General features: G+C 72.3%; 12 protein-coding genes. 10 read left to right on the forward strand and 2 right to left on the reverse strand.

Features of this window, described 5'->3' with window-relative positions:
* The 7 genes from ACLBYE_RS26295 to ACLBYE_RS26325 all read left to right on the forward strand — a co-directional run.
* Positions 1-710: NAD(P)-dependent oxidoreductase (locus ACLBYE_RS26295; protein ID WP_447696417.1), on the forward strand; the 710-nt coding region annotated here is incomplete at its 5' end.
* 4 nt (positions 711-714) lie between these two features.
* Complete coding sequence (locus tag ACLBYE_RS26300; protein ID WP_447696418.1) at positions 715-1,704, forward strand: Ldh family oxidoreductase; 990 nt, start codon at positions 715-717, stop codon at positions 1,702-1,704.
* A gap of 75 nt (positions 1,705-1,779) precedes the next feature.
* Positions 1,780-2,604: a GntR family transcriptional regulator gene (locus ACLBYE_RS26305; protein ID WP_447696419.1), complete on the forward strand. Its 825-nt coding sequence runs from the start codon at positions 1,780-1,782 to the stop codon at positions 2,602-2,604.
* A 90-nt stretch (positions 2,605-2,694) separates the two neighbouring features.
* Entirely contained in the window at positions 2,695-3,900 is a 1,206-nt protein-coding gene (sorA, locus tag ACLBYE_RS26310) for a SorA family sulfite dehydrogenase catalytic subunit (RefSeq protein ID WP_447696420.1), read from the forward strand.
* Positions 3,901-3,913: 13 nt separating this feature from the next.
* Positions 3,914-4,246 (forward strand): SorB family sulfite dehydrogenase c-type cytochrome subunit, encoded by a 333-nt coding sequence (gene sorB, locus ACLBYE_RS26315; protein WP_091681709.1) that lies wholly within the window; start codon positions 3,914-3,916, stop codon positions 4,244-4,246.
* Positions 4,247-4,274: 28 nt separating this feature from the next.
* Positions 4,275-5,399, forward strand: coding sequence for a YeiH family protein (locus ACLBYE_RS26320; protein ID WP_447696421.1), 1,125 nt, complete (start codon positions 4,275-4,277; stop codon positions 5,397-5,399).
* Positions 5,400-6,002: 603 nt separating this feature from the next.
* A complete protein-coding gene (locus ACLBYE_RS26325; protein ID WP_447696422.1) occupies positions 6,003-8,333 on the forward strand; it encodes a putative bifunctional diguanylate cyclase/phosphodiesterase in 2,331 nt (776 codons plus the stop codon).
* A 20-nt stretch (positions 8,334-8,353) separates the two neighbouring features.
* Here the strand turns inward: ACLBYE_RS26325 and ACLBYE_RS26330 are convergent, their stop codons facing one another.
* On the reverse strand, positions 8,354-9,346 hold the full coding sequence (locus tag ACLBYE_RS26330; protein WP_447696423.1) for a crotonase/enoyl-CoA hydratase family protein: 993 nt from the start codon (positions 9,344-9,346) through the stop codon (positions 8,354-8,356).
* A gap of 120 nt (positions 9,347-9,466) precedes the next feature.
* On the opposite strand from ACLBYE_RS26330, the gene ACLBYE_RS26335 reads away from it, so the two are divergent.
* Together ACLBYE_RS26335 and ACLBYE_RS26340 are read left to right on the forward strand one after the other, a co-directional pair.
* A complete protein-coding gene (locus ACLBYE_RS26335) occupies positions 9,467-9,934 on the forward strand; it encodes a GGDEF domain-containing protein (protein WP_447696424.1) in 468 nt (155 codons plus the stop codon).
* 78 nt (positions 9,935-10,012) lie between these two features.
* On the forward strand, positions 10,013-10,549 hold the full coding sequence (locus ACLBYE_RS26340; RefSeq protein ID WP_447696425.1) for a L,D-transpeptidase family protein: 537 nt from the start codon (positions 10,013-10,015) through the stop codon (positions 10,547-10,549).
* Between the two features lie 45 nt (positions 10,550-10,594).
* Here the strand turns inward: ACLBYE_RS26340 and ACLBYE_RS26345 are convergent, their stop codons facing one another.
* Positions 10,595-11,548 (reverse strand): LysR family transcriptional regulator, encoded by a 954-nt coding sequence (locus ACLBYE_RS26345; protein ID WP_447696426.1) that lies wholly within the window; start codon positions 11,546-11,548, stop codon positions 10,595-10,597.
* A gap of 95 nt (positions 11,549-11,643) precedes the next feature.
* On the opposite strand from ACLBYE_RS26345, the gene ACLBYE_RS26350 reads away from it, so the two are divergent.
* On the forward strand, positions 11,644-12,825 hold the full coding sequence (locus ACLBYE_RS26350; protein ID WP_447696427.1) for an alanine racemase: 1,182 nt from the start codon (positions 11,644-11,646) through the stop codon (positions 12,823-12,825).
* Positions 12,826-12,874 lie beyond the last annotated feature (49 nt).

Genomic DNA, 12,874 nt, shown 5'->3' on the forward strand with positions numbered 1-12,874 from the left:
ACATCGACGTCCCGGCCTGCCGGGATCGGGGCATCGCGGTCTACCCGGCGACCGGCGCCAACGACGGCGCGGTCGCCGAGTACGTGGTCGCCACCGCGATGCTGCTCCTGCGCGGCGCCTACGGGGCGAGCGCCGCCGTCGCCGCCGGCGCGTGGCCGCGCAACGCGCTGATGGGCCGCGAGATCGCCGGCCAGCGCCTCGGCCTCGTCGGCTTCGGTTCGATCGCCCGCGAGACCGCCCGGAGGGCGGCGGCCCTCGGCATGACGGTCGCCGCCCACGATCCCTTCGTGGCCGCGGGCGACCCGGCCTGGAACCCGGCCACCGGCCCCGTGCAGAGCCGGGCGCTCGACGCGCTGATCGCGCAGAGCGACGTGCTCTCGCTGCACGTGCCGCTCACCGATCGGACCCGCGGGTTGATCGACGCGGCGGCGCTGGCGCGGATGCCGAAGGGCGCGATCCTGATCAACGCGGCCCGGGGCGGGGTGGTGGACGAGGCCGCGGTGGCCGCGGCCCTGCGCTCCGGGCATCTCGGCGGCGCGGCGCTGGACGTGTTCGAGCGCGAGCCCCTCGACGCGGCGGCGGGCGCCGTCTTCGCGGACGTGCCGAACCTGATCCTCACGCCGCACATCGCCGGGGTAACGCAGGAATCGAACGTGCGCGTCTCCGCCGTCACGGCCCAGGCCGTCCGCCGCCACCTCACGGAGCGCTGAGCCGATGCCGAACCTCACCCTGTCGGAGGCCGAGGCTTTCGCCGCCGACGCCCTCGTCCGCAGCGGCACGGCCGAGTCCGCGGCCCGGAGCGTCGCCCGCGCGCTGGTCGGCGCCGAGGCGGACGGGCTCAAGGGCCACGGCCTGTCGCGGGTCGCGCCCTACGCGGCGCAGGTCCGGGCCGGGAAGGTCGTGGGCGACGCGGTCCCGCTTGCGTCGCGCCCGCGGCCGGGCCTGCTCGCGATCGACGCCGCCCACGGCTTCGCCTACCCGGCGATCGATCTCGCCCTGGAGGCGCTTCCGGGCGTCGCGCGCCAGCAGGGCGTGGCGGCGGCGGGCATCCGCCGCTCGCACCATTGCGGCGCGGCCGGGCGCCCGGTCGAGGCCCTGGCCGAGCAGGGCTGCGTCGCCCTGCTGTTCGCCAACACGCCCGCCGCGATGGCCCCCTGGGGCGGCCGTCAGGCGGTGTTCGGCACCAACCCGCTGGCCTTCGCCTGCCCGCTGCCGGGCCGCGCGCCGATCGTGGTCGACCTCGCGCTGTCGAAGGTGGCCCGCGCCAACATCGTCGGGGCGGCCAAGCGCGGCGAGCCGATCCCCGAGGGCTGGGCGCTCGACGCGGAGGGACGCCCGACGCCCGACGCCGCGGCGGCCCTCGACGGCACCATGGTGCCGCTGGGCGACGCCAAGGGGACGGCGCTCGCCCTGATGGTCGAGCTGCTCGCCGCCGGGCTCGTCGGCGCGCGCTTCGCCGGCGAAGCCTCCTCGTTCCTCGACGCCGCGGGCGACCCGCCGGGGACCGGCCAGCTGATCCTCGCCCTCGACGCGTCGGCGCTCAGCCCGGACGCGCCGGAGCGCTTCGCGGCGCTGGCCGGCGCGATCGAGGCGCAGGACGGCGCCCGGATCCCCGGCAGCCGCCGGCTCGGGCTCCGCCGCCGGGCCGCCGAGGCGGGCCTCGACGTGGCCGAAGCCCTCGTGGCCGAGATCCGGGCGCTGTGAGGCGTAACGCCTGTGCGGAGGGAGAACCCGTGATTGCTCCCGTCGGCAGGGCGACGTAAGCGAGAGGAGGGAGAGGTGCTGGACACAACCTTCGACGCTCTACCCACGGATGGGGCTCTGCGTCGTCACGCGATGGAACGGTCAGGCGAAGGGCAGGCAGGTTCGGGGCGCGCAGACTCGGGACGCGCCGGCGCGGTCGGCTTCCGCCCGCTCTACCGGCAGGTCTACGACACGCTGCTGAAGCGCCTGGCCGACGCGGTCTGGCAGCCCGGCCAGATCCTGCCGAGCGAGGGGCAGCTCGCCGCCGAGCTGGGCGTCAGCCAGGGGACGGTGCGCAAGGCCCTCGACGCGCTCACCGCCGACAGCCTGCTGGTGCGCCGCCAGGGCCGCGGGACGTTCGTGGCCGACCACGACGACAAGCAGAGCGTCTTCCGCTTCCTGAAGCTGCGGCCGGACGGCGACGGCACCGGCATGCCCACGAGCCGGGTCACCGGGATCGCGGAGGCGGCCGCCAGCGCCGACGAGCGCGGGCGCCTCGACCTCGTGCGGTCCGCCCGCGTGGTCCGGATCGAGCGCGTGCGCGCCGTCGACGCCACGCTGTGCGTGGTCGAGACGATCAGCGTGCCCGCCGGCCTGTTCCCGGGCATCGCCCAGATCGAGCTGCCCAACACCCTCTACAGCCTCTACGCCACCCGCTACGGCATCACGATCGCCACCGCCAACGAGCGCCTGAAGGCCGTGGCGATCGGCCCTCGCGAGGCCGAGCTGCTCCAGGTGCCCGCCGGAACCCCCGCCCTCGAGATCGACCGCGTCGCCATCGACCTCGAGGAGCGGCCGGTCGAGTGGCGCCTCTCGACCTGCCTGACGCAGGACATCCACTACCTCTCGGTCCTTCGCTGACCGGGATTCCTCCGACGCGCCGCCCCGCAGTCGAAGGCGGGGCGCGCCGAACCGGACCTCCGCTGCCACAGCCTGAACGGGGAGCGCGCGATGACCGATCGCGGAAGACGGGACTTCATGCGGCTGAGCGCCCTCGGCGCCCTCGGCGCGCTCGGGGGCGTGCCGCGCGCACGGGCGGCCGACGGCGCGACGCTGCCCTTCGGCAACGGCGAGCGGCCGCTCGTGGCCTATCCGGGCAAGCGGCCGCTCCTGCAGATGACCGCGCGCCCGCCGCAGCTGGAGACGCCGTTCGCGGTCTTCGACGGGGGCGCGATCACGCCGAACGACGCGTTCTTCGTCCGCTACCACCTCGCCGACATCCCGACCGAGATCGACCCGCAGGCCTTCCGCGTCGCCGTGACCGGGCAGGTCGAGCGCCCGCTCTCCCTGTCGCTCGCCGACCTCAAGGCGATGCCGCAGACCGAGATCGTCGCGGTCAACCAGTGCTCGGGCAATTCCCGCGGCTTCTTCGAGCCGCGCATCGCCGGCGGCCAGCTCGCCAACGGCGCCATGGGCTGCGCCCGCTGGACCGGCGTGCCGCTCAAGACGGTGCTGGACCGGGCCGGCGTGAAGGCCGGCGCCGTGCAGGTCGCCTTCAACGGCCTCGACGGGCCGGTCCTGCCCGAGACGCCGGACTTCGCCAAGGCGCTGACCCTCGACCACGCCCGGGACGGCGCGGTGATGCTCGCCTGGGGCATGAACGGGCAGGACCTGCCCTGGCTCAACGGCTTCCCGCTCCGCCTCGTGGTGCCGGGCTACTACGGCACCTACTGGGTCAAGCACCTCGACAGCATCGCCGTCCTCGATCACCCCTTCGAGGGCTTCTGGATGAAGACGGCCTACCGCATCCCCGACAATCCCTGCGCCTGCACCGAGCCCGGCAAGGCGCCGGACAGGACCGTCCCGATCGGCCGCCTCAACGTCCGCTCCTTCCTGACGAACCTGACCGACGGCGTGCCGGTGAAGGCGGGTCCGGTCGCCCTGCGGGGCATCGCGTTCGACGGCGGCTCGGGCATCCGGGACGTCGCGGTCTCGGCCGATGACGGCAGGACCTGGAGCGCGGCCCGGCTCGGCCAGGATCTCGGCCCCTACGCCTTCCGCACCTGGACCGCGGAGGTCGATCTCGCGCCGGGCGCCCACGCCCTGCGCGTGCGGGCCACGGGCAACGACGGCGCGACCCAGCCGATGGAGCCGCGCTGGAACCCCGCCGGCTACATGCGCAACGTCGTCGAGACGACCCGCGTGCGCGCGGCCTAGAGGGAGGATCGGCATGTTCAGCACCCGCCCGCTCCGCGCGTCGGTCGTCGCGATCGCCGCCGCGCTGGCCGCGACACCCGCGCTGGCCGCGCCCGAGACCTACGCGCTGCCGGAGCCGACGGCGCAGTTCCGGCCGGCCCCGGATGCCGCGCACGCGGCCGGCTTCCAGGCCGCGCAGGAGAACTGCCTGACCTGCCACTCGGCCGACTACGTCGCCATGCAGCCACCGAGGAAGGGGCAGGCCTTCTGGGACGCCGAGGTCGCCAAGATGATCAAGGTCTACCGGGCGCCGATCACGGAGGAGCAGGCCCGGGCCATCGCCGGCTATCTCGGCGCGGCCTACTGAGCGCCGAGACCGGGCAGGAGGCCGCGCGATGACCGTCAGAACCGCCGTGCCGGACCGGTCCGGGGCCGCGCCGACCGGGTCGCGGGGGGCCTCCGCCTGGGCCGGGGCGGCCGGCACGCTGATCCCGGGCCTGCTCCTGTGCCTGGGCATCACCGCGGTGGCGCAGGTGCTGCAGGCCGGCGAGGAGCACCTGACCGGCCATCCCTACGTCGAGGCCCTGGTGCTGGCCATCCTGCTGGGGACGGCCGTGCGGACCGCCTGGGTGCCGGGCGCGCGCTTCAAGGCCGGGATCGCCTTCTCGGCCAAGCAGGTGCTGGAAGTGGCCGTGACGCTGCTCGGCGCCGCGGTCAGCCTCGGGGCGATCGTCGCCTCGGGCCCTGCGCTGCTGGCCGGCATCGTCGGGGCGGTGGCGCTGACCATCCTGGCGAGTTGCGCGCTCTGCCGCGCCCTGGGCCTGCCGGTGCGCATGGCGCTGCTGATCGCCTGCGGCAACGCGATCTGCGGCAACTCGGCGATCGCCGCGGTGGCGCCGGTGATCGGGGCGGACAGCCGGGACGTGGCGGCGGCCATCGCCTTCACGGCGGTGCTGGGCGTGCTGATGGTGCTGGGCCTGCCGCTGTTCGTGCCGCTCGTCGGCTTCAGCGAGCACCAGTACGGGGTGCTGGCGGGCCTGACCGTCTACGCGGTGCCGCAGGTGCTGGCCGCGACCGTCCCGGTGGGCCCGCTCGCCACGCAGGTGGGCACGCTGGTCAAGCTGGTCCGGGTGCTGATGCTCGGGCCGGTGGTGCTGGCGCTCTCGCTCCTGGCCCCGCGCCTGCCGGCGGCGGGAGCGACAGCCGAGCCTGCCGGGGGAAGCGCCCCGGGGAGCGCCCGGCGCCGGCCCGGCTTCTTCAAGCTGGTCCCGTGGTTCATCCTCGGCTTCCTGGCCCTGGCGAGCCTGCGCTCGCTCGGGCTGATCCCGGACGCCTGGGTCGCGCCGATCTCCCGCCTCGCCGGCTTCCTCACGATCGTCTCGATGGCCGCGCTCGGCCTCGGGGTGGACGTGCGCGTGCTGGCCCAGGTCGGCGGCCGGGTCACGATGGCGGTCACCGCCTCGCTCCTCGTGCTGCTGGCCGTCGCCGTCCTGCTCATCCGCGGCCTCGGGATCGGCTGAGCCGGTCGCCGGCGGCGCGCGGGTGGCCCGGGCTCCGCGAGCGCGATCGGCCGGGGAGGCGGCTCACACGCAACGGCGGTCGCGCACGGCGGACAGCGATGTCGCGCGCGCGAGGCGCGCCCGGGAGCGTGAAAGTCCCCGACGAGACGACGTCGTCCGGGCGCCGATGCAGACGTCGAGCGCGAAACGGGATCGGCGGTGCCGCGATGCCGCCGGGGCAGGATCGCCCGATCGCCGCGACGTCTGACGAACAGGCAGACGTCTTCGCGCCGAACACGGCCGAGCAAGACGACAGCTCCGGATATGGGGTGTCCGCGGCCCAACGCCCGGCAGGATATGAGTGAACCCTCCGCGCCCGTCCCGTCCATACATGCGCCGGACTGCCCGGAGCGGCACCGATATTCGGCCCCGTGAACGGCGAAGATCACGGAATATTTGCGCACGGGAGACAAATATTCGAAGCAGAGATTTGCCCCGCGCGCGCCGTTAACCACGGTTTTCAATATTTCTGAAATTCGAGGCCGCTAATATGCGGATATAACCTGGGATTGAACTGCTACAATGATGACCCCCTCGACGAGAGCGAAGTAGCGAGACGCCGCGTTGGGACTGTATTCCAAGCTGCGGGCCGCACTCGCTGAAGATGCCCTCCTCGCGCGCGGCGTGAAGCGCTCGCTCGTCGACGGGCTGTATCAGCCTTTCGCGTCGCTCGCGGTCGGCGCCGCGTCCGGGACGATCGTCGCCACGGCCGCGGCGTTCTGGTCCGACGATCGCGCGATCACGGTGACCGCGTTCGCGGTCGGCCTGATCGGCCTCACCCGCATCGTGCTCGCTCGGATCTACCTGACGAAGGGGCCGCAGAAGCACGATCGTTACGAGCTCTGGGAGACCTACTTCTCCCTCGGCGCGTTCGCCTACGCCGCGTCGCTCGGCATCCTGTCGTTCCTCATCACGACGCGGTCGTCCAACCTCGCGCTCCAGGTCATCACCCCCACGTTCACGATCGGTTACGCCGCGGGCATCTCGGGCCGCAACGCGGGTCGCCCCCTGCTGGCCATCGCGCAGGTGCTCCTGTCGGCGATGCCGCTGTCGGCGGGCCTGCTCGTGTCGGGCGACGGCGAGCGGGCCTCGCTCGGCATCCTCTCGCTCCTGTTCGCCTACGGCATGATCGATATCACGCTCAGCACGCGCGAGATCATCGTGTCGGCCCTGGTGACGACGCGCGAGAAGGAGGCGCTCGCCGAGAAATTCCAGGCCCAGGCCAATCTCTTCGACATCGCGTTGCGCAACATGTCGCACGGGCTGTGCATGTTCGACGCGCGCGGCCGGCTCCAGGTCTGGAACGACCAGTTCCTCTCGATATCGGGCATTCCCTCGAACCGCATCCATACCAATTCGACGGCCAAATCGCTGTACGCATTGAGCCGCGCCGTCATCGATGAGCGGACCGCGGGGCGCGGCGCGACGCTCTCGACATTCTCGGCGGCGTCGAACGCGTTGAGGTCGGGAAACTTGGTCCTGATCCTCCCCGACGATCGCGTGGTCTCCCTGATGCAGCGGCGGACCGCCGAGAAGGGCTACGTGATCATCTTCGAGGACATCACCGAGCGGCGTCGGAGCGAAGCCCGCATCCAGCAGATGGCGAGTTACGACGATCTCACCGGCCTGCTCAACCGCAGCAGCTTCAAGGCCAAGGTCTCCCAGGCGCTGAGGGCCAGCGCCAGCAGCAAGGGCGATTTCGCGGTCCATCTGCTCGATCTCGACCACTTCAAGGTCATCAACGACACGCTGGGGCATCCGGCCGGAGACAGATTGTTGCAGATGGTGGCGGACCGGCTGCGCGGGATCGGGGCGCTGTCCGGATCGGTCGCCCGCCTCGGCGGCGACGAGTTCGTCATCGTCCAGCAATCCGTCACGTCGCCGGCCGTCGCGGAGGATCTCGCGCAGCGCGTCCTGCACGAGCTGGAACGACCTTTCGATATCGACGGCACCCACGTCACGGTCGGCGCCTCGATCGGCATCGCGATCGCCCCGTTCCATGCCAACGACGAGGACAGGTTGCTGAAATGCGCCGATATCGCCCTCTACGCCATCAAGGGGGCCGGCAGGAGCGGGTTCAAGATCTTCCAGCACGAGATGGAAGCGGCCACGCGCGCGCGGCACGCCCTCGAGTCGGATCTCCGGGCCGCCCTGACCAACGGCGAACTGGAGCTGCACTATCAGCCGATCGTCGACGCGAGCACCGGGGCGATCGTGAGCTGCGAGGCCCTGCTACGGTGGCAGCACCCCGTCTCCGGCTACATCCCGCCGTCGGACTTCATCCCGGTGGCCGAGGACACGGGGCTCATCGTCCAGCTGGGCGACTGGGTTCTGAACGAAGCGTGCCGCGAGGCCCGGAACTGGCCGTCGACCGTGAGCGTCGCGGTCAACATGTCGCCGCGGCAGTTCGGTGATCCGCAGCTGGCCTTCCACGTCATCGGCGCGCTGAACCGCTCCGGCCTCCCGGCGCATCGCCTGGAGCTCGAGATCACGGAGAGCGTGACGCTGGGCGCGACGCACAAGATCGTCGAGACCATCCACACGCTCCGTCAGCTCGGGATCCGCCTGTCGATCGACGATTTCGGAACCGGTTACTCGTCCCTGAGCTCCCTGAGAAACTTCGCCTTCGACAAGCTGAAGATCGACCGGTCGTTCGTGTGGGACCTGGACAGGAAGGCCGAGTCGACCGCGATCATCCGGGCCATCGTCGGGATGGGACGGAGCATCGGGATGGCCATCGTCGTCGAGGGCGTCGAGACGGAGACGCAGCTCTCCATCCTCCGGGCGGAGGGCTGCGATCTGATCCAGGGCTACGTGTTCAGTCGTCCGGTCGCCGCATCCCAGATCCGGGCCATGCTCGCGGCCGCGGAGCCCGTGACGAAGCTAGCGAGTTGACCCCGCCGGCCCCCGTGCGGTCACCGCGCGGTCACCCTGCGGGCCTGAGCGGCCTGGGCTTTTCCCCGGAGCCTGTCCTGAGCCAGGACGAGCCGCTCCATGATGCTCAGATCCCTGTCCGTGAGATTCATCGCGGCGGCCGCCCAGACCGAGACGATCTTTCTCAGCTCCTCCAACGATATGCGATTGACCTCCCGGGCGGCTCGATAGATCGCCTGCTGCCCGTTGCGGCGCCGGTGGTTGCCGGCGATGTACGCGCGCACGGCCGCCTCGCCCTGGCCCCGCTCGGCGAGGACGTGAACGATCCCCAGTTCGTGCATCTCCTCCGCGGTGTAGGTTCTCCCATCGAGGATCATCTCCTGAGCCCTGATGGTCCCCAGACGCCGGGCGAGGAAGCTGTAGGCCCCCATGCCGGGGAAGAGCCCGAAGAGGATCTCCGGGAAGCCGAACTTGGTGCCCTTCTCGGCGATGATCACGTCGAACGAGAGCAGGCCCTCGAACCCCCCGCCCAGCGCGTCGCCCTGAACGAGGCCGATCGTGATGATCGGCAGGTTCAGCGCGTTCATGTTGCGATGAAGAACATCGACGCACGCGTTGCCGTAACCGACCAGCGCGGCCTCGTCGCCCGCGCGGATCTTGCTCGCGAACAGGCTCAGATCACCGCCGAGACTGAACACGCCGGGAAATCGTGAACCGAAGACAAAGTAGTTCAGGTCGAGGCTGCCGTTGCCGAAACCGCGCTCGATGCCATCCTGCAGCCGGCTGAAGTCGGCCAGCATCTCGGGATTCTGGCACGGGCGGCCCTGCGGGCGCATGAAGGCCCACAGGGTGCTGGTGTCGGTTTCGAGATTGACTTCGATCTGGGCGAGTTCGGAAAGGCCGTGGTCGGGAGTCGAGACGGTCGGCGCGACCCGCTTCTCGCTCGGCCGCCGCGCGGCCGTCGGACGCCGTCGCAGCGGCACAGGACCAGGGTATGGCACCAAGTCTTTGGCGAGACCTGTAATAGACGCCATCGTATTCGGATCCGTTAAGTGATCCTTAACCGTATCGCAGCCGGCGTTGCGGAGCTAGGCAGCTGGAGCGGCCCTCCTCAGATAATTAAGCTTTGGTTAATGCCGGCCTTTTAGCCACCTTTGCTTGCGAAGCGAGCTTGTCCGGTCGAGGCGCTCCGCCGACGCCCCGGCGGCGGCCCTGACCCTCGACCTCCACGGCCTCGATCGCGATCGACGGGGATCTTTTCGAGCAGATCAACGACCGCTTGGGGGCATCCGGCGGGCGATCGCGCGCTCGAGATGCTCGGATCGCTGCTCGCGTCGCGGATCCGCCCGGGGGATCCGGTCGCGCGCCTCGGCGGCGAGTTCGTGATCCTTCTCCGCGAGAGCGATCTCGAGCGCGCCAGGGCGGTGTGCGGGCGGATCCGCGCGAGCGCACGCGCCGCGGCGTGCTCGACCAGTGCCGGGTCCGAGGCGCCGGTCAGCCTGAGCATGGGCCTGGCCGTCGCGCGCGTGGGCGAGCGCTACGAAGCGCTGGCTCAGCGGGCCGACAGCGCTCTGTACGAGGCGAAGCACGCCGGTCGCAACGCCCTCCGATGGGCCGCCTGACTTCGAGATCGATCCTGACCGGCGGCGATCCGGGCCCGGTCGTTTGGCCGCGAGCCGCCTGTCCCATAGGATCGGCCGATGAGACGCCGCTACCTCGTCGGACCGTTCCTGTGCGTCGCGCCGCTCGCCCTCCTCTTCGGCACGGCCGACGGTCCCGCAGGCTCCGCGGCCCCCGGTCTGGTGCCGCAAGCCGAGCGTGCGGATCTCGTCCGCGTGAAGGCGCAGCGGCGCCTGACGCTGCTGCGCGGCGGACGCGTGCTGGCGGTCTACCGCGTCTCGCTGGGCTTCGCGCCGGTCGGCCCGAAGGCGATGGAGGGCGACGGCAGAACACCGGAGGGCCGCTACCGCATCGCGGGCAAGAACCCGGACAGCATCGCCCACCTCGCGCTGCGGATCTCCTATCCGGACGCCGCCGACCGCGCCGCGGCGTCCGCGGCCGGCGTGCCGCCCGGCGGGGACATCATGATCCACGGTCTGAGGAACGGCTTCTCCTGGGTCGGCCGCCTGCATCGTCTGATCGACTGGACGGATGGCTGCGTGGGCGTGACCAACGCCGAGGCCCGCTCGATCTACGCGCGGGTCGAGGTCGGCACGCCGATCGAGATCCGGAGCTGAGCGGGATCGGGCGTCGTCGGACGGAGCGTTCGGGGCCGGGGCGCCTCAAGGCGCCGCATCGCCGGCGGCCGCGCCCGGCCCCGCGGGCGGGCGCCACGGGAGCGGATCGAACGAGCGCCGGAGCGCCTCGAGGAACCGCTCCGTCCGGGCCGCGCGCGACCGCCGTTCCGAGCCGAGCAGGGCGACGACCGGCGCCGACGGCAGGGCGTAGCCTTCGAGCAGGCGCGCCAGCCGCCCCGCGCGCAGGTCGTCGGCGACATCCCATTCCGAGCGCACGATCACGCCGAGGCCCGCGAGGGCCCAGCCCCGCACCACGTCGCCGTCGTTGCTGACCAAGCCCGCATCCACCCTGACGCGGACCTCGGCGCCGTCCGCCGCGCGGAAGCGCCAGAGCGTCACGTCCTCGTCGTTCTCGCGCAGCGCGATGCAGGTGTGATCCCGCAGATCGGCCGGCACGCGCGGGGCCGGCTGCCGGGCCAAGTAGGCGGGCGCCGCGCAGAGGATCCGGTCGTTCGGCGCGAGGGCGCGCACGGTGAGGCTCGGGGTCGCCTCCCTGATCTCACCGACGTGGATCGCGAGGTCCCAGGTCTCGGACGGGATGCGGCCCAGGCGATCCGAGAGCAGCAGGTCGATCCGCACGCCCGGATGCCGGAGCCGGAACGCCGTCACGACCGGGGCCACGTAGCGGCGCCCGAAGCCGAGCGGGGCGACGACGCGCAGATGTCCGGTCACCGCGCCGACCCGCTCGGCCAGGGCGTCGGCGAGATCGTCGAAGGCGCCGAGGAGGTCGCGACCGCGCTCGGCCAGCAGCTCCCCCTCGTCGGTCAGCGTGAGGCCGCGGCCGGAGCGGTCCACCAGATGGACCCGCAGCCGCTTCTCCAGGCCGCGCAGCCGCTGCGTCACGGCGGGCGGCGACACGTTCAGGCTGCGCGCCGCGGCGGCCAGGGACGGGCTGGCCGCCACCGCGACGAAGAAGCGGAGATCGTCGGTGTCGAGCATTAAGGCCGACCTTAATCCAGAATGCCGAACAGATTAATGGCGTCTCGCGGCCCGGCATGATCTGTCACCCGGCAGCGAGACAGGGAGGCGCGGACATGCCGGAGACCGGAATCGGGACGCAGGTGCCGTCAGCGGAGCCCGGCGGGGCGTCGGGTCCGCTCCAGACACCGTGCCTCCTCCTGGACGAAGCGCGGCTGCGCGCGAACCTCGCGGGGCTGCGGGCGCACCTGGACCGGCTGGGCGTCGCCTTCCGGCCGCACCTGAAGACGGCGAAGTCGATCGACGTCGCCCGCCTGGCGATGACCGGTCCGGGCGGCCCGGCGATCGTCTCGACCCTGCGCGAGGCCGAGTACTTCGCCGAGGGCGGGGTCCGGGACATGATCTACGGCGTCGGCATCGCCCCGCAGAAGCTCGACCGCGTCGGCGCGGTCCGGCGCCGCTGGGGCGCCGACCTCGCCGTGGTGCTCGACTCGATCGAGCAGGCGGACGCGGTCGCCGCCTGGGCCGCGCGGACCGGCGACCGTCTGCCGGTCCTGATCGAGGTCGACGCCGATGGGCATCGCTCCGGCGTGAAGCCGGCCGACGCGGCGCTGCTGGTGGCGATCGGGCGCGCGCTCGGCGCGGGGGCGGACCTGCGCGGCGTGCTGCTCCACGCCGGCGACAGCTACGGTCTCAGCGATCCCGAGGATCTCGCCGCGGCCGCGGAGGGCGAGCGCGCGGCGGCGGTGACGGCCGCCACCCTCCTGCGCGAGGCGGGCCTGCCGTGCCCGGTGGTGAGCGTCGGCTCGACCCCGACCGCGCGCTACGCCCGGAACCTCGACGGGATCACCGAGGTCCGTGCCGGCGTGTTCATGTTCGGCGACCTGTTCCAGGCCGGGGTCGGCTCCGTCGCGGTCGACGACATCGCGGTGAGCGTGCTCGCCACCGTGATCGGGCACCGCCGCGACAAGGGCTGGATCATCACCGATGCCGGCTGGATGGCGCTGTCGCGCGACCGGGGCACGGCCCGGCAGGCGGTCGATCAGGGCTACGGCGTGGTCTGCGACCGCGCCGGCCGCCCCTACCCGGACCTGATCGTCGCCGACGCCAACCAGGAGCACGGCATCCTCGCCCTGCGTCCGGGCTCCCGCGCCGCCCTCCCCGACCTGGCCATCGGCGACCGTGTGCGCGTCCTGCCGAACCACGCCTGCGCGACGGGCGCCCAGTACGACCGCTATCACGTCCTCGACGCCGACGGGCGGGTCGCCGCCGTCTGGCCGCGCATCAATGGCTGGTAGGCGGCGCCGACCGTGACGTCGCGGACCGGGCGCCTCGCGAGCGCCCGGC

This window comes from Methylobacterium sp. A52T (genome assembly GCF_053346095.1).

What these genes read in the sequence shown, in the direction of transcription:
- ACLBYE_RS26345 (WP_447696426.1), bottom strand. Translation starts at nt 11,548, where the DNA reads ATGCTCGACACCGACGATCTCCGCTTCTTCGTCGCGGTGGCGGCCAGC.
- ACLBYE_RS26350 (WP_447696427.1), top strand. Translation starts at nt 11,644, where the DNA reads ATGCCGGAGACCGGAATCGGGACGCAGGTGCCGTCAGCGGAGCCCGGC.
- ACLBYE_RS26320 (WP_447696421.1), top strand. Translation starts at nt 4,275, where the DNA reads ATGACCGTCAGAACCGCCGTGCCGGACCGGTCCGGGGCCGCGCCGACC.
- sorA (WP_447696420.1), top strand. Translation starts at nt 2,695, where the DNA reads ATGACCGATCGCGGAAGACGGGACTTCATGCGGCTGAGCGCCCTCGGC.
- ACLBYE_RS26300 (WP_447696418.1), top strand. Translation starts at nt 715, where the DNA reads ATGCCGAACCTCACCCTGTCGGAGGCCGAGGCTTTCGCCGCCGACGCC.
- ACLBYE_RS26340 (WP_447696425.1), top strand. Translation starts at nt 10,013, where the DNA reads ATGAGACGCCGCTACCTCGTCGGACCGTTCCTGTGCGTCGCGCCGCTC.
- ACLBYE_RS26330 (WP_447696423.1), bottom strand. Translation starts at nt 9,346, where the DNA reads ATGGCGTCTATTACAGGTCTCGCCAAAGACTTGGTGCCATACCCTGGT.
- sorB (WP_091681709.1), top strand. Translation starts at nt 3,914, where the DNA reads ATGTTCAGCACCCGCCCGCTCCGCGCGTCGGTCGTCGCGATCGCCGCC.